This window comes from Chitinophaga rhizophila (assembly GCF_019492185.1).
Taxonomy (GTDB): Bacteria; Bacteroidota; Bacteroidia; order Chitinophagales; family Chitinophagaceae; genus Chitinophaga; species Chitinophaga rhizophila.
Window position 1 is genome coordinate 1320708 of sequence record NZ_JAICCF010000001.1, and the last position, 21470, is coordinate 1342177.

The following is a 21470-nucleotide window of genomic DNA, read 5'->3' on the forward strand; positions in this document are numbered from 1 at the left end:
GTTAATCTTGTTTAAAAATCTTGTTGAACCGACCTTTTTTCACGGAGCCATTCTTGGTGTCATCCGTATAACCATACCCATATCCCTGGCCGTTGCCGTAGCCATAGCCACCGCCATAACCATACGCATAACCAGGTACACCGCGCATTTTCAGGCCATTGAATACAATATTCAACTTGCCGAGATCTCCTTGTTCGTACAGGTCTTCAATCATCTTCAGATTGAACTTAGGCGTTCTTTCGTGACGTACTACATATAGCGTCGCATCAGCAAATGGTGCAAGCAAACGTGCGTCAGTTACAGGGCCTACAGGCGCAGAGTCAATAATCACATAATCAAATGATGCTCTCAGGGTCGCAAGTAATTGCTCCAATCTACCGTTCAAAATCAACTCAGTCGGATTTGGCGGTATTACACCTGCAGAAAGCAGGTACATATATTCATTGTTCTCTATTGGCTGCTTCAGAATATCATTCAGTGATGAATGACCCACCAGGTAATTACTGATACCCGGATGATGCGGTACATTGAGGATCTTACTCACCTTCGGCTTGCGAAGGTCAAACTCCAGCAATACCACCTTCTTTTTAGTCAGGGAAAGACTCAGTGCAAGATTTACTGCAATAAAGCTCTTTCCTTCACCAGATATGGAAGATGTGACAAGTATCGTTTTGTTGTCACCATTGATACCAATATAAGATAAACTGGTACGTAAAGCCCTGAACTGCTCGGCAACAGGCGTACGCTTACCTTCAGTGATAGCAATAGCGCCATTCTTGTCAAACATAATCTCAGCGATGATCGGAGCAGATGTGCCTTTCTCAATATCTGAACGGAACATCACCTTGTTATTCATCAGGTCTTTCACTGCAATGAATGCTGCTACCACAGCCAGACCAGCGATGATTGCCAGCGCCATCACCATTGATTTCTTCGGACTGAACGGAAAGCTCTCTGCTTCCGCCAAGTCTACTATGCGGCTGTCAGAAATAGCAGCTGCATACTGCAGTTGCGTTTCTTCACGTTTCTCCAGCAGGAAAGTGTAGATGTTATTTTTAATCTGTTGCTGCCTGCTCACTTCCAGCAAAGTTTTCTCCTTGCTTGGTACGCCTCTCAGCATACTCATAAAGCGGTTATTCTGTGCAGTCAGTTTAGACCTTGCCGCTTCCAGGTTAGCACGTAAGCTGGTGATGTTATCCATGATAGCAGGTCTCAATCTTTCTGCCTGCGCATTCAGACTAGCCAGCAGCGGACTGTTTTCACCTGTTGTCTTTTTCAGTCTCTCAATCTGCAGCTCTGATTCCTGCAGTTTGCTAAGCAGACCCAATAATGTTGCATCAGCAATACCTAAAGTAGCCGGTACAATGTTATCTTCTGACTTTCTACCTTTCACATATTCTTCAACGGCTGACAATGTAGATAACTGCATGTCTGCTTCGCTCATCCTCACATCGTTATCCTGCACGGCATTGAGGAACAGTTTGCTCTGCTCACTGATATCCACGATACCTGCATTTGTCTTATACTCCTGTATCTCGCCTTCTACCTGGCTCAGTTCTGCAGTAATAATACGCAGCCTGTCTTCCACGAAAGCCATTGTTTTAGATGCAGTCTTATTCTTATCATCAATAGATGCCGCATCATATTCTTTCATCAGCGCATCCAGCAAGTCCATACCTCTTTTAGGTACAGCATCTACATACTCAAGTCTGAGTACATTTGAATTTTTGGTGGCGGCAGTGATCTTAAGATTGCTCAGGAACTGGCCAGCAAGCGCTTTATCGCCAGCAACACGCAGGTAATAACCTTCACCATGCTCACCGGAAGGATTGAAACCAGGCATTGGTTTAATGACCATGCGTCCCCATTTGGTATGCACTGTGTCATTTACCGGGTATGTCTTTCCATCCAGGGAAACTTTACCACCTTTATAATCATAAGTTACATCCACTACTGTATTTTCCATCGGATCAATAAGATCAGCATCGATGAAGTTGAACTGAAGTGGTCCTTTCTTATAAAGAGAAATATCTCTGATTCTACCTCTTTCAAATAGTTCTCCGTAGAGATTAAGATTCTTTACAACTGCTTTCGCAATTGTTCTTGATTTCAGTATTTCGATCTCGTTATCAACTTTTTTACCTCTGCCCAGCGGGTCCATCATTTCAATAATAGAACTTTCACCAGGGCGGGTATCTTCTTTGATTAACAGAGAAGAAGTGATTTTGTAAAGCGGGGTTGCATATCTCAGATAAACATATGCAATTGAGACAGAAATTATGGACGCAATCACAAATAAAGGCCAGTAAGGCTGATATTTATGCCTGATCATTTCCAGGAGACCTGTATGTTCCTCTCGCTTTGTGCGCGTATTAATTACTTTCTGTTGCATGGCACTCAACACAAATTTGTAGGATGAATTATTGGAATAACATCAGTTCAGCTAGTTAACGATCAACCTGTCAAGCGTAAGCACTATCAATGATAATGTACTGATGATGATTGGTATTGTAGTTCGGCTGCCGGTTGCTACAGCGACTTTCGATTTATTTGGCTCGACATACACAACATCGTTTGACTGCAAATAATAATATGGAGATGTAAGTATTTCTGAACTATTGAGGTTAAGTCTTTTAATCGTCTTTTCGCCATTTACCTCGCGGATCAGGAGTACATTCTCTTTTTTCCCGTAAACAGTAATATCTCCAGCCATTCCCAAGGCTTCGAGTACTGTAATTTTTTCACTTGGAACAGTCACCACTGTAGGGCGGGCTACTTCGCCTATTACTGTTACCCTGTAATTGAGAAAGCGAATGGTCACTACCGGATCTTTCATCAGCTTGCGACTATCCAGTTCGTTTCTCAGATACGCTGTAAGTTGCGCTTTGGTAAGTCCTTCTGCTTTGACCTGTCCGAGCACGGGGTATTCTATATTCCCTTGCTCATTTACCATGTAACCCGTTGTTTGGGTGCCAACTCCTGCGATTCCTGTGGATGCAACACTTGGGGTGTTAAATACAATAGCATCCTCGGGGTTCATACTACTAACAACAATTTGTAATACGTCATTTTTATGTATTACCGGCTCGAAATTTCCTTTTACGGGAGCAATAACAGTATCAGAAAGATTGTTAAAATACACTGACTTCTGTGTACTGACACAAGATGTAAAAAAGAAACAGCAGATAAGGACCGGAACAACAAAGATATAACGTAAATAATCCTTCTTTAGAATCATCTTACCGTTTTGAATATTTAAAGGTTTTTCTTCCGCGCTTTCCGTGATACAATATTAGTTTATAGCCTTAGTCGGCACTACTACTATTTAGAGTAAAAAACGCAGTGATAACACAAACGTGCCTACTTACTCTAGTAGTGTGTTTTACAAAAGCGAGATCACATTCTCAAATGAAAGCATCTGAAAAAAAATCCAAGAATTCGTAATTAAAAAGAAAGAATACAAACTATTTGACCAGATTTTTGAAATTAGTTCTGATTTTGTAGCGACATTAAGTTTTTGATAAATCTTCTTTAAATGTTGATTTACCGTAAAAACTGTCACAAAAAGCTTCTCAGCCATCTCCTTATATGAGTAGCCTTCCTTGAGTAGCGCGAGTAATTCATACTCTCTTTTAGTGAGCTTGTGCTTAATATCTTCCAGGGGGTCCTTGGCGATATAATTAATCAGTAAATGAGCAGCCTTGGGGGAAAGTGTACCACCTTCACTAACTGCATCCATAATTGAATGGTAAATCTCCATCAGGCGGCTGGTCTTTATTATATAACCACTCGCGCCCTGGCGGATAGACTCAATAACGTAATGTTTCCCATCGTGACCCGACAGAACGATCAATTTCGCTTCAGGATAAATGCGTTTCAGCTCCTGCATACCTTGTATGCCTGATTCCCCTGGCAGCGAAATATCCAGCAATATTACATTAACCTCCGTCTCTTTAAATGGAAGCGCTCTGAACTCCTCCATTGACTTACAAGCAAATACAACCTTACACTCCTGAAAATCTTCTAAAAACTCTTTGTAATTGTTCAACTGGAAATAATTGTCTTCTATAATTCCAATATTGATCATAGGGGTAAAAAGTTAGCAAGGTTCATAATTGATTCAATAAAAAAATATGGCATATAATTACGGCTTGGTTGTGCAAAAATAATTCCAAAAACGTGATTTTATAAGACAATTTTGTAAATGATTGATGGTGAGAACAATAAAGATTAAGGTATTTACGCTACTACATCTAATGGCCTATGACTAATCTATTAATTTTTCTCATATATGATCTTTTGGTTAACTTTTCTCGAAATTCACGACATGTGCTACTACTCAGGTAAAAATACGTCTTTAAAACTAATACGCACTAGATAATTACTCCTATATTGAGTATTTTGCCTTTCAATTGTTGAAAAACTGTGTATGCAACACCTGTGGTGATTCTCTACATATTGTTGAGTCAGTTATCCTGTCATATTGCTGCACGACCATCATTAAAAGTATCGAACAATGGACTCCGCTAATCATGTTGAAAACAACGCATTACTCAGCAATGCAAGTAATGTTATTGCCATCACTGCACATGAATTTAAAACGCCGCTAACCACCATCACATCTGTGGTTGACCTACTATCAGCCAAGCTGAAAGCAGATCAACATATGAACGCATTCTATGAAAAACAACTGGCGAGAATTACTACAGAAGTCTTTTCTTTGAACAGTATGGTTGATGAGATGCTGACAATCAACAATATAGTCTCGGGGCACATTGAGGCGGTCAAAGAACTTATTGACCTCAGCAATTATGTACTTCCCTTAAAAGAGCAGTATCATGCCTATATTGAAGACAATCGACAGCCCGAAATTGTTTTGACTGGCACACCAAAAAAAATTTACGCCAGCCCGGCCCAAATCACCCGAATACTTACTAACCTCGTCAGCAACGCCTGTAAGTACTCCAGAGACAAAGCCCCGGTTATACACCTGGACTACCAGGAACATGCAGCTGTCATTACCGTGTCTAACGACGGTATAGGTATCCCCGAACAAGATCTGCCTTACCTCTTTGACCCCTACTTCCGGGGCAGCAACACCGCAGGCATAGCCGGTACCGGACTCGGTCTTAGCATCGTTAAATCATTCACCGCCGCTAACAACGGCAATATCACCGTTACCAGCTCTCCTGATAAAGGCACGGTTTTTACACTTGCTTTCAAGTATCCTGATACCTGTAAGTAAATTATTCGCATGAACGCCAACATTCTCCTGATAGAAGATAAAGCCGGACTTCTGGACACATTAAAAAGTCTGCTGGAATTGCATGATTATACCGTTTTTACAGCCAGCCACGGAGCGGAAGGCCTGACCGTCGCCACCAGATACCTTCCTGACCTTGTTATAAGCGATATCTATATGCCAGTGCTGGACGGGTATGAACTACTCGACCGTTTTAAACAGGATCCGCAACTCTGTAAAATCCCCGTACTTATAACCAGCGCCAAGAACGATCCGCAGGAAATTGAAGACGTCCTGCAGAAAGGTGCGGCGGGTTACCTTACCAAACCTTTCGTATTTGCACATCTGCACGAAGAAATAAAAAGATTATTGGTCAGGACTGCCTGACACATACGTTCGCCACTATCCCGTCACTAAAGACTGCCTGTTAGCCAGGCAGCAATACCTGCTACAAACGAAGTAGCGACCTTATAAACGTGGACTTGATCCGGAGAGTTCTTCCCCTGGTGTTGGAAGTGTAAAATGCTGGCTGATGATGCCAGAACTGCTAAAATGCTGTAAAACCTACCGGCAACTTAGGTTGATATTGCCCGTATACATATAATATAGATGTTTATCATAGGGTTTTCGGTGAAGGCTGCCCCTCCTACCGGCTATATATATAACAGATTGCTAAGCTGATTGCCACATTCGTCAATCAGCCATTGTCTTACTACGGATAAAATAACTTATAAATACTACGCATTGTTCACTCACCAGTATACCTGGTTACCTTTCTCTGGCGCTATTCCCGCCGGCACAATACAGGACCAGGTACATACTGTATAACCACCTGAGCAGGTACACCATTTACGCTATATGCGGGTACTACCGCTGTTTGATCAGTACCAGGCTTAGTGCCTGTATCAGGCGTATATACTGCCAGGATATCGGCAGCTACCTGCTTGCTGTTACATACAGGCCGCCCTTCACACATCAACCTTACCTGCACTGCAATAATCAGTGTGCCTTTGCCTTCAATATCAACAGGCAATACAGCGCCATCGAAATGTACGCCTGCCTGTAATATCGTCTTTGTTGCCCTTACAGCCTTAATCTGCTGATAAGCAAAACTGATACGTGTAACTATTACCGTTATCTCCACTGCATCACATCCTTTTACTGCCGGCAACGTCTGTGCAGGAATATACAACCTGCCGTCTGTGCCCATGTAAGGCGCTACGCCAATTAACTGTGTAATGCCCGTACATTCATTGAAACGATAGCCGGTTAGATTGCATACCCGGTTGGAACGTCCCTTCATCAACAACTGGTTCATCCGGTTTACATGATGGCCATCGCACGGTATATCTAATGCGGGAATCAAAGCTTTGCGTACCAGGCATGCATGTTTACTGGCTATACCGAAACGTTGCGCCGCACGACGTGTAGCTGTTGTCTGCCTCACAATTGCGGGCATGCTGCGTAAATAGAATTTCCGGTTACGCCGGTAACCGATCATATTACCCAATCTGCCGGTGAACGTGATCAGCGATGTTTGTTTTGCCATATTACTGGATACTGGTGAATATACAAGATACTACAGCCCTGTGAAGTGTTCAGCGGAACAGGTTTAATAATATCTAAGGCTTGGAGGAGAGTGATTAACATTCATACAAAACAAACACGAACAGCATTGAGCAATCATCAATGCTATTCGTGTTGTCTTTAGGTTTTTTCAATAATTTCCGGTCCTGCCATCTATGACGGCTGATGAATACAAGTAGTTATAGTCAATAATACATATGGTCTCAAATATCTTCTTATAGTATCGTTTTGTTAGTGATCAATTATTTCACGAGCACAACAGATCCGGTATAAGACTTCGGCTCGCTCTTGCTGGTAGTGAAAGTACATACATAGATAAATGCCTGCGGCGTTTGCGGCACACCATGTGAGTAACCATCCCACCCTGTCTTCGGATCGTTTGTCTGGAATACCAGGCTGCCCCACCTGTTATATACACTCAGCCTGTAATCAGTTATTGCATCATAGACCCTGGGACGAAACAGGTCATTATTTCCATCTCCATTAGGACTAAAAGCAGAAGGCATCATTACAAAGCAGTACTGATTGGGGGAAGTGATACTGGTATGGCCACCATCAACGCAACCATTTGCATCTGCCACCTCGTACTGGTAATTACCTGCTTTCAGATTTGCCTGTATACTATCCGGCTGCCAGGCATATTCATTGACACGGTATTTATACGGACGGGTACCGCCATCTACCTCCCACCGGATGCTGCCATCGGTAACTTCACTACAGCTGCAGGGCGTAGTTGCTACTTGCCGTATCTGCAAAGGTTTGGGTTCTTTTATGAAGATGTTAAAGGTATCAGCGCATACCTGTTTGTCTTTCAATACAAACACGTAATTACCTGGTGTCAGCTGACGGAAGTCCCGCTCTTCTGTCTCCTTTCCGTTTAATGATAAGTCATAAGGGGGCAGTCCTCCGGTGATGTTTAAAGAGATGGCATTTTTGTTATCACCGGCACAGTCAGATATGGTGACCTGCTGCGCTGCGTGAAGATCTGATTCTTCTACAGTCACCGCTCCTTTCGCCGTTACGCCATTGGCTGCTGTTACTGTTACAGCATACGTGCCCGCCGTTAGTCCTGATACCTCTGGCGTTGTATAATTACCAGGCGTCCACAGGTAAGTATAAGGCTCAGCACCTCCATTTACTTTTACCTGTACAGTACCTGTACCTGTTGTCTTACAGGAGGATGTGGCAGTCAGCTGTGTCCGTAGTATTTGTTTGATGGTAGACAGGTTATCTATGAATACCAGTACTCCATAGCTGCTGACAGGGCAATTCTCAGACGGATAAGCGTAAAACGAGATGTAAGTATGCGTTTTTTTCGGTGTAAATATCGCGTTCCACCGGTGCCAGGAAGTATCGGTAAAACTACCGGAAGTCCATAACAGCTCAGCGGTATCTTTTGGAGAACTACCACCGAAGATCGCCAGGTTACCATAGCAATGTTTATGACCGTACATTTCATTGTAAGCAAGGTCAAAGGACATTGTGTAAGTCCTGTCAGCGATAAGTGGAGCAGGCAGTTCCTGCTCGATTCCTTCCCGGTATACCGGTCCGCCTTGTAGTCCGACGAAAGTATTACCTGCGTTAGCTATTTTGTAGATACCCATTACGCCGGGCAGTACGTCCGGTGTATTGGCAGCTACAGTCCATCCGCCGGGAGCCACCTTTACACCAGGCGTTCCCTCCAGGGATGAATTTCGCAATGTAAGATGCTGTGCATACGCTACATTCAACAAACAGCTCAACAGCAAGATCAGAATTAGTACACATAACCTCATAGCAGGATATGTGAGATAACAACATGGTTTTCCCATTAGCCGGGTGTGGCCGGCTTGGTTAGTTACAATCATAGGAATATTAGTTAGAACACAATCAAAAAAGCATCGTCTTGTCTTGTGATTAGCAATTCCAATGGACTTGGATGCAGCCCAGCTAGTAGTCTGATTTAATTCACAGGTATGGTGAGGAGGATATAGAGCGTCCTCCGCTAATTAAATTAATGGCTTGCTTTGAGTTTACATTCCCAGTACAATAAAGATACAATATGTTTTAATATAATATATGATTTTACTAAAAAATTTATTCTATTTATTCATTTAATACTCAACGTAGTACCGCACTCTACCACAAAAATTAAGGCATAGGAAAACCTATGCCTTAAATAAGTACAGATGACTCTTTTTATGATGTTTTTACTATCTTATAAATGGACAAGCAGGATAGTAATTTCATCTACATCAGGTATCCTGATTATTATTTTCTTCAGGATCGTTGTTGTCTTTATTTTTTTCAGACTTGTCTTTCTTGTCTTTTGGAATGACTACTTTCAACGTATCGTCTGCAGTCTTTTCACGGGTAATATCCCGGCTATAATCATTCCCCAGATTAGGACCTCCCTGTTCAAGGCCAGTACTACCGATTGATCTGTCTCTTATCGCCATAACTTTAGCTTTTTATGGTTAAAAAATAAAGTATACTCTATGTGATGCAGACCCAAAACCATGCCAGCAGCAGCAGCCACGTCTATAGTACTCGGTGCATTTCGTATGTAAAAAATCTCTTAAAATTCGGGACCGGATTGATCATTTTCACCCATTTAGCAGTTTTTCCGGGATTTTAGTGGTAACTTTCGGGTACATATTCATATGCTCCCTATGCCTACTAACTATGACCTGAAGCAGCATATAGCGCTATTGTCAAGACTGAAAGATAAAACCTGTAAGTATGAAGGATAAGCTGCCTTATATCACCTCGACCTATTTTATATCCCTGATCAAAGCATACCTTCAGGGCCATAAAACCAAGCCTGAAATACTCGCGGAAACAGCAGATTTACTCCCCGCTAATGCACATAAAGAAGTAAGTCAGTTACTGACAGCTGCCGCCCATGAAATGAACGATGCATTTTATGCAGACATCGTAGACAGCCTTCAACACACCTCTGGTACAGTACCTACCCGCCAGGGACTTATTCACCACCTGGAAGCGTTGCTGCGTCATGATATTACCGTCCAGGAGTTACTTGACTGGGCAACCTGGTATACAATATCCGAGGATCAGCTGAGTGCCGGTATTATGGATGATTTTGCAGTAGAATACTTCTGTTTTGATTTTCTACCTGTGCATTTTGAAGATCTGACTGAAAAACAGTACAGGCAGGTATTACAACTATTCAGATCGGAGGCGGCCAACCCTTTGAAAGAGAAGATAGCGCTGGCCCTGACTATTGAGAAAGAGAGACAACATTTCCTCTACTTCCTGCGTAGCTTCCTCGAGCAGCCGCAGCATACATCTGCACTGGATGCCTATCTGCTGGCGAAGTTTGGCATGGACCACCGCAGTTTTCCTTATATGCAGGAGCTGGTGGCCCTGAAAGCACACCCGGAACGCCTGGAGCAACTACTGGAAACAGCCCGTTTGCAGGCAGCTTAGCTGACCATCAGGCTACAGCCTCTCAGCGCAGAATTATCCAGCCGGCCTAATACTTCAAAGGCCCCATCAGCCTTTATTTTACCTATATCTTCCGTGGCGATGAACGCACAGGAATAGACATTGGCCAGGTCAATGACATTAATAACACCAGAAGCATTGGCAACGGATAGCTGAAAAGGATCGCTTTCATCACGTACAAGTACCTTCATCCAGGGCGGAGTAGTAAATATACCGTCTCCGAAGGAGTATGCCTGCGACAGCAGTTCTGTCATCCCATATTCCGCATGGATATGCGTACATCCTAATCTGTCCTTGAGGTACTGATGTACCTGCTGGCGGGTCCATTCTTCCCGGCGGCCTTTCATCCCACCGGTTTCCATGACAATTGTATTTTTCAGCTCCAGATTATAGTGTTCGGCAAAGTCAAGAAGTCCGAAGGTAACACCGATCAGCAGCGTTTTTTGCTGCCGGGCTTCGAGCTCCTGCAGATGAGCGGCCAGTTTATCATGTTCATACAGGTAAAAGCCACTGGCTGCATGCCCGCTCCGCTTTACCATATCCTGCACCATATAAACGAGGGACGAATGCTTCCGTTCCAGATAGGAAGGCAATAAACCCAGTACTACAAAATCAGAAACAGGGCCATAGAACTGCTCAAAAGCAGTCAGGAAACTCTGTTCATATACCGCAGCTTCCTTTACCAGGTGCCGGCTATTAATGGTCTGGGTAGTACCACTGCTTTCAAAAATGAGTTCCGGTGTGAACTGGCCACAGGTAACTGCATGTGTTTTAAAGAATTGTATAGGCAGGAAAGGGATCTGCAGCAGGGAGCGGACGTCAGCGGGTTTGCGGCGGAGGGCATCCGTATACGCCCGGTAAAGATCATTCTCCCTGTATTGGTAATGAAAGAGTTCCAGGGCTGCCGCCTCGATATCCTGCTGCTGTAATGTAAATAGTGCTGCCGTATTTATGCCACTCATGTCGCTTGCTTTGAACGCACAAATTTAGGGCATACGTAACAATCAAACGACATTTTACGTTATAACACAGTAGCCCCTGCTTGCCGGCGGCTATTAGCTAGACTAAAAAAAATAATGTACGTTTGTTATATGAAGAAAACACTCGTTTTATCCCTGTTTGCACTGGCGACTATATTGGGCAGTTGCGGGAAGGATACGATAGGAACCAAGCCAATTATCACGTTCCTTTCCTATTCCTCATCCCCTATTGATGCATCATTCGGAACCGATGTTAACTTCCAGGTGAAGGACGGGGACGGAGACATTGAAACCTCTTTTAATTTTGCAACTATCTACGATAGCCAGCCTGCTTTAGTGGATACCCCATACGAATCCCGGCCTATGCCAAAGCTGGAAGCTCATAAGGGTACCAACCTGAATGCAGAAGTGATCCTGCATCTTACAGCTACAGACTTCCCGCAGCAGGGCGACTTCCCGATACCAAAAGACAGTGTACACTTCCTGGTGTTCATCACTGACAATGCTGGAAATATAAGTGATACTATAGTAACTCCTAAAGTGGAAATACTTTATGAGTAGGAATCGTTTATATTTGTTTTATGGACAAATTCCACGAACTCCAGCAAAAGATCGCTACAGCCATCATTGGTGGCGGCGAAGCCCGCATCTCTTCTCAGCATAAGAAAGGTAAACTGACCGCAAGGGAACGGTTACAACTACTACTTGACGAAGGTTCCTTCGAGGAACTGGACATGTTCGTACATAACCGTAACCGTGGTATGACTACCGACCAGGAACAGTTTCCTGGTGATGGCGTTGTTACAGGTTACGGCACTGTTAACGGCAGACTGGTATATGTCTTTTCACAGGACTTTACCGTCTATGGCGGTAGTTTATCAGAACCGCATGCCCGCAAGATCTGTAAGATCATGGACCTTGCTATGCAGAACGGCGCACCGGTTATCGGCCTCAATGACAGCGGTGGTGCACGTATCCAGGAAGGCGTTGTCAGCCTGGGCGGATATGCCGACATCTTTTACCGTAATACCCGCGCCTCAGGCGTTATTCCGCAGATATCAGCCATTATGGGGCCTTGTGCAGGCGGAGCAGTGTATTCCCCTGCTATCACAGACTTTATCCTGATGGTAGAAGAAACCTCTTATATGTTTGTGACCGGTCCGAACGTAGTAAAGACAGTTACACATGAAGAAGTAACTTCAGAAGAGCTGGGTGGGGCGCATACCCATGCTACCAAAAGCGGTGTTACACATTTCTCCTGCGGCAACGAGGTGGAATGTATCCGCAATATCCGGCAGCTGCTTAGCTATATGCCGCAGAACTGTGAGGAGGACGCCCCTATCTACCCATACGAAGGTACTGACGAGATCCGGCCTGCGCTGAATACCATCATCCCCCCAAGCTCCAGTCACCCGTATGACATGAAAGACGTGATCAGCGAACTGACTGATACTGACAGCTTCCTGGAGGTACATAAAGACTTTGCAGAAAACATTATAGTAGGCTTTGCCCGCATCGCTGGCAGAAGTATTGGTATTGTGGCTAACCAGCCTGCCCACCTTGCCGGCGTACTGGATATCCATGCCTCTGTCAAAGGGGCCCGTTTCACCCGCTTCTGCGACGCTTTTAATATACCCCTGCTGGTACTGGTTGATGTACCCGGCTTCCTCCCCGGTACTGATCAGGAGTGGAATGGTATTATTACCAACGGTGCTAAATTGCTGTTTGCCCTAAGTGAAGCGACTGTTCCCAAGATCACCGTCACTACCCGTAAGGCGTATGGCGGCGCTTACTGTGTCATGAACTCCAAACATATCGGAGCAGATCTGAACTTTGCCTTCCCACAGGCAGAAATTGCCGTAATGGGGCCAAAAGGTGCGGTAGAGATCATCTACAAAAGAGAGATTGATGCAGCTCCCGATCGGGAAGCCCGCATGAATGAACTGGTAGCAGAATATACAGAGCGTTTTGCCAATCCATACCTGGCAGCAGAGAAAGGGTATATAGACGAGGTAATTGTGCCTGACCAGACTAGAATCAAACTCATTAAAGGATATGCAATGCTGGAAAATAAAGTGGTAAGTATGCCGCGGAAGAAACACGGCAATATACCCCTGTAAAGATCAGCATAAAGCCTCCGGCATCAGAAATCAGGAATCAAGCTGTATAATGCAGTTTGATTCCTGATTTTTTTTAGGTGTTGATATTCTCTCTCCAACACCGATCTTCGCAATCTGATTCATAATTTTTAATTACTAATTGTTATCTGCTGATGTCTGCCGTACGTGGTCTGTTTAATTTCCTGCTTTTCTCATCTCTTTACGTAGCATGTATTGCCATCGTTATGATATGGCAGACCAATACACTGCTGCATGTGCAGGAAGTGAACCACGTATATTATTTCTTCGTATTCTGTGCAACCATGTGCAGCTATAATTTCCATTGGTATCTGACGCCGGCAGACTACTCCACGTCCGAACGTATCCAATGGGGAGCAAGACATAAAGGGCTGCAGCTGGCATTGTGTGCCATCAGCGGAGCAGGGGCACTGTATGGATTCTGGCTGTTGAAAGAGCATTGGCTGCCGCTGGGTGGAGCAGCTGTACTAACGTTCCTGTATTCGGCCCCCAAGCTGCCGCAACGTGCATTTGTATGGCTGCGGAAGATAGCAGTAGGCAAGACCATTTTCCTTACAACCGTCTGGATCTATGTAACAACTGTACTTCCTTTGTTTATAGAAAGACAGCCCTATTCTCATGATATGCTGCTGTTTGCCCTACACCGGTTTTTCCTGGTATATGCACTTTGCATATTATTTGACTATCGTGACCTGGAGTCTGACAGAAGGGAAGGCATCCGGTCACTGATTACGTGGCTGAGTCCGCGGAACCTCCGGAAGCTGTATGCTACGTCGCTGGTACTGGCAGCAGTATTTGCACTAGCATTATACCCGGTGGATAACTGGCTGCTTACAGGCATTTTGCTGGCTCCGGTAGTAATAACAACCGGGCTTACACGATACATTATGCAAAACCGCTCTGATCACTTCTATTACTTTGTGGTAGACGGGATGGTGATGCTGTCTTCCCTGCTGCATTTTATTCTGGTCCGATCAGGATTGCTGTAAGCTGTCAAACACTTACTTTTGCAGCACATTAACAAGTACAGCAATGTCTAAAAAGCAAAAATCCATACTCAGTAAAGAAGCGCTTACTTTTCTGCGGAATTACCTGAACAACCCATCTCCCACCGGGTTTGAGAAAGAAGGACAAAGAATGTGGCTGGAATATCTGAAGCCATATATTGATGAGCATTATGTGGATGCTTACGGATCGGCAGTCGGTATCATTAATCCGAAAGCACCGTTTAAAGTGGTGATTGAAGCACATGCTGATGAAATATCCTGGTTTGTCAATTACATCTCTCCGGAAGGTTTGATATATGTGATCCGTAATGGTGGTTCCGATCAGCAGATCGCTCCCTCCAAGCGAGTGAACATCCATACAGAAAAAGGCATTGTAAAAGCCGTATTTGGCTGGCCTGCTATACACACCCGCTTACGTAGCACCGAAGGAAAAGACCCACAGCCGAAAGTGGAAAACATCTTCCTGGATTGCGGTGCCCGTAACCGTAAAGAAGTAGAAGATCTGGGCATCCATGTAGGTTGCGTAGTCACCTTCGAGGATGGCTTTGAAGAGCTGAATTACGACTACTTCATCTGCCGCGCACTTGATAACCGCATTGGTGGTTTTATGATTGCGGAAGTAGCACGCATGCTGAAAGAAAAGAAACAATCATTACCATTCGGACTCTACATCGTGAATGCCGTACAGGAAGAAGTAGGCCTGCGCGGAGCAGAAATGATCGCTAAGCGCATCAAGCCCGACGTGGCTATTATCACTGATGTGACCCACGACACCACTACCCCGATGATCAACAAGAACATCGAAGGAGAGATCCGCTGTGGTAATGGTCCAAGCATCACTTATGGTCCGGCAGTACACAACATCCTGCGTGATCTGATCATCAAGACAGCTAAAAAGAACGAGATTCCTCACCAGCTGCATGCAGTAAGCCGCAGCACCGGTACTGACACAGATGCTTTCGCCTATTCTAATGATGGTACCCCATCTGCCCTGATCAGCATTCCGCTGCGTTATATGCATACTACTGTAGAAATGATCAAAAGAGATGATGTTGAGAACACCATACATCTGATCTACCAGACATTGCTCAATATTACGCCAAAGACGAATTTCAAATACCTGTAAATCAATTTCATCAGACGCCACTGTGGAAAAATCATACTAATGTATCATTCCCAGCGGGTGAGATTTTAATTGAATATTAATTTGTAGGTTTGTTTTCAAATTAGATTATTATGCAAGATGTGCAGATCCGTCACAACTGGTCTATTGAAGAAATAAAAGAGATCTACAATACCCCCTTGCTGGAACTGGTATTCCGTGCTGCATCTATTCACAGACAAACGCAGGATACCGCAGAAGTACAGGTTTGTACACTGCTTTCTATCAAGACCGGCGGTTGTTCAGAAGACTGCTCTTACTGCCCGCAGGCAGCCCGTTATAATACCGATATCAAAGTGCATGGCCTCATGAAAAAAGAGGAAGTACTTGCTTACGCGCAGAAAGCGAAAGAAGCAGGTTCTACCCGTTTCTGTATGGGCGCTGCCTGGAGAGAAGTTAGGGATAACCGTGACTTTGACCGCGTACTTGATATGGTAAAGGGTGTAAACGACCTGGGTATGGAAGTTTGTACTACACTCGGTATGCTCACAGAAGAACAGGCACAGAAACTTGCAGATGCAGGTTTATATGCCTATAACCATAACCTGGACACTTCTAATGAGTATTACGAGTCTATCATTACTACCCGTACCTATGATGACCGTCTGCGCACACTGGACAACGTCCGCAAAGCAGGCGTAAGCGTTTGTTGCGGTGGTATCATTGGGCTGGGTGAGTCTCACGAAGACCGTATCAAGATGCTACATACCCTGAGCAATATGGAGAAGCATCCAGACTCAGTACCTATCAATGCACTGACCCGCGTAAAAGGTACTCCGCTGGAAAACATGCCCAAAGTTGCTTTCTGGGATATGGTGCGTATGATCGCTACTACCCGTATTGTAATACCTAAAGCAATGGTACGTCTGAGTGCCGGTCGCGCAGAAATGAGCATTTCCGAGCAGGCACTCTGCTTCATGGCAGGCGCTAACTCCATCTTCACAGGTGAGAAGCTGTTAACTACAGATAATCCATCTTTTGAAGAAGACCACATGATGTTCCAGCTGCTGGGTCTTAAGCCAAGAGAGGCTTTCAAAGATCAGCCGATTGAGACTGAAATATTCAGCTAGTTAATACTTATTATAGTAACGAGGGTGTATCAAAATTTGATACACCCTCGTTTTATGGATACACCTGCCGTAGACAGGTGGTAAATCAAAGAAAGTAAGCTATACCCAGCGCATAACCTTTCATTCCGAGTCCGCAGATACTACCCACACACACCGGTGCAATCATGCTTTTATGGCGAAATTCTTCCCTTGCATGAATATTACTGATATGTATTTCCAGTACAGGCGTCTTGATAGCTGCAATGGCATCCCGCAGGGCTACAGAGGTATGTGTATAACCACCGGCATTAAGTAGTATGCCATCATAAGAGAAGCCTATTTCATGGAGGTGATTGATCATTTCCCCTTCTACATTGCTCTGGAAATAGGTCAGCGCTATATCGGGATACTGGGCTTTGAGCTTATCAAAGTAAGATTCAAAGGACTCATTACCATATATACCGGGCTCGCGTTTACCCAGGAGGTTCAGATTAGGTCCGTTGATGATGGCGATCTTCATATAAATTGACAATTCTTGTAAACAATGAGTACTATACTGCCGGTAGCAGGTGAAGGGTCAATGATTGCTTCCCCAACGGAAGGTATCCTGTTCTATACCAGCCAGGTCCAGTACGCGGTCTACCACAGTTGCTGCCACTTCTTCCAGTGTTTTAGGCACGCTATAGAATGAGGGGGTGGCCGGACATATAATACCGCCGGCTTCCGTTACTGCAAGCATATTTCTGATATGCAGCAGGTTATAGGGGGTTTCTCTTACAACGCAGATCAGTTTTCTCCTTTCCTTCAGTACAACATCTGCAGCACGGGTGATCAGGTCATTGGAGATACCTGTCGCAATTCGGCCCAATGTGCCCATGGAACAAGGGCAGATAATCATAGTATCAAATCTGCCTGAGCCGGAGGCAAAGGGTGCATGAAAGTCCTGCTGTGAATATGTTTTGAAAGGTAACTGCTTATAATCGTCAGTGCCCAGCTCTGTTTCCCAAACGGTACGGGCGTTATTGGTCATCACCAGTGCAATCTGGTCTGTCTGTGCGGATGCCGCCTGCAGTTTATTCAGCAACTGCCTGGCGTAGATAGATCCGCTGGCTCCCGTAACCGCTACAACTATACGATGTTTCATACTCTCAGCTTAATAGAGTACAAAGCTAGGTCAAAAAAAATACCGGCCATCGGCCGGTACTAAATTCTTTGGATAAATAGTGAAAATGCCTGCTTAGTTAGACTTAGTCACGAGGTCATCCATAGTGATACCGCTGTGACTTTCATCGTAAACACATTCCCCGTTCCGGATCAGCAACACCTGAGGTGATTCATGCGGAATGTTATAGTCCGCAGCGATCCTGTTTGAAATGTCTCGGAATTTGATAAGATCAAGATAATAAAAGGAGATCGTATCCGGAGCGGCAGCTCTTTCGAGTCTCGATTTCGCAACAGCGCTGATGGAGCAACGCGTACTGTGTTTAAAGATAACTACCGGTCTGGTTACTGAAGTTTCTTTTATCTCTGTTAACTGAGTTTCTGTAGTAAGTGGTATCCAGTTCATTAACAATCTTTCACGTTTGCCCCGTGCGTCACTTTACTGATTTTCATCGGACAACCTAACTTGTTCTGTGATGCACAAGAAGTTAAGAAAGCCGCTAAGATAAAGAAAAGACAGGCGCCGCCCAAAACTTTCAGATAAGATACTTGCATAAAGGGATGTTTAGTTGAATAATGAAATTTCATAGGGAATGGTGATATCACTTTTTTAATCGCCAATTTTTGACGTTACTTTGCAAATATAAAATTTATATTAAAGAATTTAGATATAATATCATTCCTTTTTCCCTTAGACACATAAATATAACGATAAAACGCAGGTATCTGGTTTAAATTATATGGCAAAAGTACATTTTATTGCTGTGGGTGGCAGTGTGATGCACCAGTTGGCTATCGCCTTGAAAATCAAGGGCTACCAGGTTACCGGTAGTGATGATGAGATATATGAGCCTGCTAAAGGCAACCTCGCTCAGGCTGGTATTCTGCCAGCGACAATGGGCTGGGATGAAAGTCGTATCACCGCTGATCTGGACGCTGTTATCCTGGGTATGCATGCCCGTGGAGATAACCCTGAATTGCTGAAAGCAAAAGAACTGGGGCTGAAGATCTATTCATTCCCTGAATACATTTATCAGGAAAGCCAGGATAAAAAGCGTGTTGTAATAGGCGGCAGCCATGGTAAAACAACTACTACGGCAATGATCATGCACGTATTGCAGCAATCAGGTCAGGCATTTGACTACCTGGTAGGTGCAAGACTGGCGGGATTTGCTCAGTCAGTCAATATTACCGATGCACCAGTTATTGTATGTGAAGGAGACGAATACCCCGCTTCTGTAATAGAGAAGCGTCCTAAATTCCACTTCCTGCATCCGCACATAGCTGTGCTGACGGGCATTGCCTGGGATCATATCAATGTGTTCCCTACCTTCGAGAACTACCTCGAGCAGTTCGCCATTTTCCTCCGTACGATGAAAGCCGGCAGCGTGCTCATTTACAACAATACAGACCCGGAACTGGTTAAGCTGGTGAAAGCAGAAGGCCTTCACCTCAAACTGGTACCTTATGATATTCCGCAGCATCAGATCAGCAATGGGGTGACCACCGTTACCTTCGGCAGTCAGGAGACCGCCCTCGAGGTATTCGGAGACCACAACCTGCTGAACATGCATGCCGCCCGCCTTGTTTGTAATGAACTGGGCCTCAGCGATGAAATATTCCTGAAAGCAATCGCCACCTTTAAAGGTGCTGCCAAAAGACTGGAACTGGTTGGCAAAAACGAGCATTGTGCTATCTATCGCGACTTTGCCCATGCTCCTTCCAAAGTAAAAGCAACCATCAATGCGCTGCGCGACCAGTATCCGGAACGTAAGCTGATTGGGGTACTGGAACTACATACTTACAGTAGCCTGAACGCCGAGTTTATGGTACAGTACCTCGGCTGTATGGACAAGGCAGATGTGCCGGTAGTGTTCTACAGCAAACATGCGCTGGAAATAAAACGTATGCCCGAACTGATGCCCGAAGTAGTAGCACAGGGTTTTGGCCGTGTAGACCTGGAAATCTTTACCAGCAGAGAGCATCTTACCGCATTCCTGGACAAACAGGAATACCGGAATGCTAACCTCCTGATGATGAGTTCGGGTGATTATGAAGGATTGGACGTAAATTCGCTGAAAAAGTATCTATAAAAATTAGTCATGCCCTCTTTGCAACTTAAAAGGCCGCTGGCCGTAATTGATCTGGAGACGACCGGTACCAACGTGGCCACGGACCGTATTATTGAAATTGCTATCATTAAGGTGTTCCCTGATAAGACTGTACAGTCGAAGGTGAAAAGGATACACCCCGGCATGCCTATCCCTGCAGCCTCCACTGCCATTCATGGCATTACTGACGAGGATGTAAAGGACTGTCCGACATTTAAACAATGTGCAAATGAACTCCGCCAGTACATGGATAACTGTGATCTGGCCGGTTATAATTCAAACCGTTTCGATATTCCCCTGCTGGTAGAAGAGTTTCTGCGCACAGGACTAGATTTTGACGTAAAAGACCGTAAATTCATCGACGTACAAAAGATCTTCCACCTGATGGAGAAACGTACGCTCAGTGCTGCCTACAAATTCTATTGCGATAAAGACCTCGAGAATGCACACAGCGCTGAAGCAGATGCACTGGCTACCTACGAGATACTGGAAGCACAGCTGAACCGTTACGAACAGCTGCAGGCAGAAGTAGCTCCGCTGGCTGACTTTACCAAAGAAGACGAGTATGTTGACTTCGCTCGTAGAATGGTGATGCAGAATGGTGTTGAAATGTTCAACTTCGGCAAATATAAAGGCCGCGCGGTAAGAGAAGTGCTCAAGATTGAGCCGCAATATTATGACTGGATGATGAAAGCAGACTTTCCGCTGAATACCAAGCAGAAACTGACAGAAATCTATCACAGTATGATGTTAAAAAAGATTTAATATTTATAAAAACCATACTTTATCTGGCGTTTGCACTAATTTCGCATTCCTAAAACAACATTTGCTAGATTGGAAAAGCTCGTGATAATTCCCACGTACAATGAGAAGGATAACATCCGTAATATCATTGACGCGGTTTTTGCCCTGCGACAAAACTTTCATATACTGATCGTGGACGATGGTTCGCCCGACGGTACAGGTAATATTGTAAGGAATTTGCAGCAGTCCCACTCCGGCGAGTTATTCCTGGCAGAGAGATCCGGTAAGCAGGGTTTAGGCACTGCCTATATCCACGGCTTTAAATGGGCACTCGACAAAGGATATCAGTACATTTTTGAAATGGATGCTGACTTCTCCCATAGTCCTGCCGACCTGACCAGGTTATATGATGCCTGCGCCACGCAGGGTGCTGACGTGTCAGTAGGTTCCCGCTATGTAACAGGCGGTAGAACAGAAAACTGGCCATGGGACAGAGCAGTGCTCTCCTATGGTGCATCTGTATACGTACGGTTTGTAACCTGGATGCGGGTAAAAGATGCAACTGCAGGCTTTGTCTGCTACAAACGCCAGGTATTGGAAGCCATTAACCTCGACGCCATCCGCTTTGTGGGTTATGCCTTCCAGATAGAAATGAAATTCACGGCCTGGAAACTGGGCTTCAAACTTAAAGAAGTACCTATCACCTTCAAGGACCGTAAAGAAGGATATTCCAAAATGAGTAAGGGTATTGTGAAAGAAGGCATTCTGGGCGTACTCAAAATTCAATGGGAAAGCCTGTTCCGCAAGTATGAAAGACGCGTAAGAAACAGTGAATAAGCGGG

General features: G+C 44.6%; 21 protein-coding genes. 11 read left to right on the forward strand and 10 right to left on the reverse strand.

Annotated elements, in window-relative coordinates; genetic code table 11:
• Position 1 precedes the first annotated feature (1 nt).
• The 3 genes from K1Y79_RS04905 to K1Y79_RS04915 form a co-directional block, all read right to left on the reverse strand.
• On the reverse strand, positions 2 to 2392 hold the full coding sequence (locus K1Y79_RS04905) for a GumC family protein (RefSeq protein WP_220248880.1): 2391 nt from the start codon (positions 2390 to 2392) through the stop codon (positions 2 to 4).
• A 51-nt stretch (positions 2393 to 2443) separates the two neighbouring features.
• Complete coding sequence (locus K1Y79_RS04910) at positions 2444 to 3238, reverse strand: polysaccharide biosynthesis/export family protein (protein ID WP_220248881.1); 795 nt, start codon at positions 3236 to 3238, stop codon at positions 2444 to 2446.
• Between the two features lie 144 nt (positions 3239 to 3382).
• Positions 3383 to 4087: a response regulator gene (locus tag K1Y79_RS04915; RefSeq protein WP_220248882.1), complete on the reverse strand. Its 705-nt coding sequence runs from the start codon at positions 4085 to 4087 to the stop codon at positions 3383 to 3385.
• 429 nt (positions 4088 to 4516) lie between these two features.
• Between K1Y79_RS04915 and K1Y79_RS04920 the strand changes: the two genes are divergently transcribed.
• Both K1Y79_RS04920 and K1Y79_RS04925 read left to right on the forward strand, forming a co-directional pair.
• On the forward strand, positions 4517 to 5245 hold the full coding sequence (locus K1Y79_RS04920; protein ID WP_220248883.1) for a sensor histidine kinase: 729 nt from the start codon (positions 4517 to 4519) through the stop codon (positions 5243 to 5245).
• A gap of 9 nt (positions 5246 to 5254) precedes the next feature.
• Positions 5255 to 5629 carry a response regulator gene (locus tag K1Y79_RS04925; protein ID WP_220248884.1) on the forward strand — a complete coding sequence of 125 codons (375 nt, stop codon included), beginning with the start codon at positions 5255 to 5257 and terminating at the stop codon, positions 5627 to 5629.
• A 397-nt stretch (positions 5630 to 6026) separates the two neighbouring features.
• Here K1Y79_RS04925 and K1Y79_RS04930 read toward each other — a convergent pair whose 3' ends face one another.
• From K1Y79_RS04930 to K1Y79_RS04940, 3 genes are all read right to left on the reverse strand, one after another.
• Positions 6027 to 6791, reverse strand: coding sequence for a hypothetical protein (locus K1Y79_RS04930; RefSeq protein ID WP_220248885.1), 765 nt, complete (start codon positions 6789 to 6791; stop codon positions 6027 to 6029).
• Between the two features lie 280 nt (positions 6792 to 7071).
• A complete protein-coding gene (locus K1Y79_RS04935) occupies positions 7072 to 8529 on the reverse strand; it encodes a T9SS type B sorting domain-containing protein (protein WP_220248886.1) in 1458 nt (485 codons plus the stop codon).
• Positions 8530 to 9063: 534 nt separating this feature from the next.
• Positions 9064 to 9267 carry a hypothetical protein gene (locus tag K1Y79_RS04940; RefSeq protein WP_220248887.1) on the reverse strand — a complete coding sequence of 68 codons (204 nt, stop codon included), beginning with the start codon at positions 9265 to 9267 and terminating at the stop codon, positions 9064 to 9066.
• A gap of 283 nt (positions 9268 to 9550) precedes the next feature.
• Between K1Y79_RS04940 and K1Y79_RS04945 the strand changes: the two genes are divergently transcribed.
• Positions 9551 to 10258, forward strand: coding sequence for a hypothetical protein (locus K1Y79_RS04945; protein WP_220248888.1), 708 nt, complete (start codon positions 9551 to 9553; stop codon positions 10256 to 10258).
• Here the strand turns inward: K1Y79_RS04945 and K1Y79_RS04950 are convergent.
• Complete coding sequence (locus K1Y79_RS04950; RefSeq protein WP_220248889.1) at positions 10255 to 11238, reverse strand: acyl transferase; 984 nt, start codon at positions 11236 to 11238, stop codon at positions 10255 to 10257. The two genes, K1Y79_RS04945 and K1Y79_RS04950, sit on opposite strands and share 4 nt — an antisense overlap.
• A 129-nt stretch (positions 11239 to 11367) precedes the next feature.
• Between K1Y79_RS04950 and K1Y79_RS04955 the strand changes: the two genes are divergently transcribed.
• The 5 genes from K1Y79_RS04955 to bioB all read left to right on the forward strand — a co-directional run bounded on the left by K1Y79_RS04955 (position 11368) and on the right by bioB (position 16633).
• Positions 11368 to 11817, forward strand: coding sequence for a hypothetical protein (locus tag K1Y79_RS04955; protein WP_220248890.1), 450 nt, complete (start codon positions 11368 to 11370; stop codon positions 11815 to 11817).
• A gap of 20 nt (positions 11818 to 11837) precedes the next feature.
• Positions 11838 to 13376, forward strand: a complete 1539-nt coding sequence (locus K1Y79_RS04960; protein ID WP_220248891.1) for an acyl-CoA carboxylase subunit beta — start codon at positions 11838 to 11840, stop codon at positions 13374 to 13376.
• A gap of 152 nt (positions 13377 to 13528) precedes the next feature.
• On the forward strand, positions 13529 to 14383 hold the full coding sequence (locus K1Y79_RS04965) for a UbiA family prenyltransferase (protein WP_220248892.1): 855 nt from the start codon (positions 13529 to 13531) through the stop codon (positions 14381 to 14383).
• Between the two features lie 43 nt (positions 14384 to 14426).
• Positions 14427 to 15527, forward strand: coding sequence for a M42 family metallopeptidase (locus K1Y79_RS04970; RefSeq protein WP_220248893.1), 1101 nt, complete (start codon positions 14427 to 14429; stop codon positions 15525 to 15527).
• 110 nt (positions 15528 to 15637) lie between these two features.
• Entirely contained in the window at positions 15638 to 16633 is a 996-nt protein-coding gene (bioB, locus tag K1Y79_RS04975; protein WP_220248894.1) for a biotin synthase BioB, read from the forward strand.
• 85 nt (positions 16634 to 16718) lie between these two features.
• On the opposite strand, the gene aroQ is transcribed toward bioB, so the two are convergent.
• From aroQ to ytxJ, 3 genes are all read right to left on the reverse strand, one after another.
• Positions 16719 to 17132, reverse strand: a complete 414-nt coding sequence (aroQ, locus tag K1Y79_RS04980; RefSeq protein WP_220248895.1) for a type II 3-dehydroquinate dehydratase — start codon at positions 17130 to 17132, stop codon at positions 16719 to 16721.
• 57 nt (positions 17133 to 17189) lie between these two features.
• Complete coding sequence (locus tag K1Y79_RS04985; protein WP_220248896.1) at positions 17190 to 17756, reverse strand: UbiX family flavin prenyltransferase; 567 nt, start codon at positions 17754 to 17756, stop codon at positions 17190 to 17192.
• A 93-nt stretch (positions 17757 to 17849) separates the two neighbouring features.
• On the reverse strand, positions 17850 to 18179 hold the full coding sequence (ytxJ, locus tag K1Y79_RS04990) for a bacillithiol system redox-active protein YtxJ (RefSeq protein ID WP_220248897.1): 330 nt from the start codon (positions 18177 to 18179) through the stop codon (positions 17850 to 17852).
• Positions 18180 to 18513: 334 nt separating this feature from the next.
• Between ytxJ and K1Y79_RS04995 the strand changes: the two genes are divergently transcribed.
• The 3 genes from K1Y79_RS04995 (at position 18514) to K1Y79_RS05005 (ending at position 21465) form a co-directional block, all read left to right on the forward strand.
• Positions 18514 to 19866, forward strand: a complete 1353-nt coding sequence (locus K1Y79_RS04995; RefSeq protein ID WP_220248898.1) for a UDP-N-acetylmuramate--L-alanine ligase — start codon at positions 18514 to 18516, stop codon at positions 19864 to 19866.
• 9 nt (positions 19867 to 19875) lie between these two features.
• On the forward strand, positions 19876 to 20649 hold the full coding sequence (locus K1Y79_RS05000; protein ID WP_220248899.1) for a 3'-5' exonuclease: 774 nt from the start codon (positions 19876 to 19878) through the stop codon (positions 20647 to 20649).
• A 69-nt stretch (positions 20650 to 20718) separates the two neighbouring features.
• Positions 20719 to 21465 carry a polyprenol monophosphomannose synthase gene (locus K1Y79_RS05005; protein ID WP_220248900.1) on the forward strand — a complete coding sequence of 249 codons (747 nt, stop codon included), beginning with the start codon at positions 20719 to 20721 and terminating at the stop codon, positions 21463 to 21465.
• Positions 21466 to 21470: the final 5 nt, after the last annotated feature.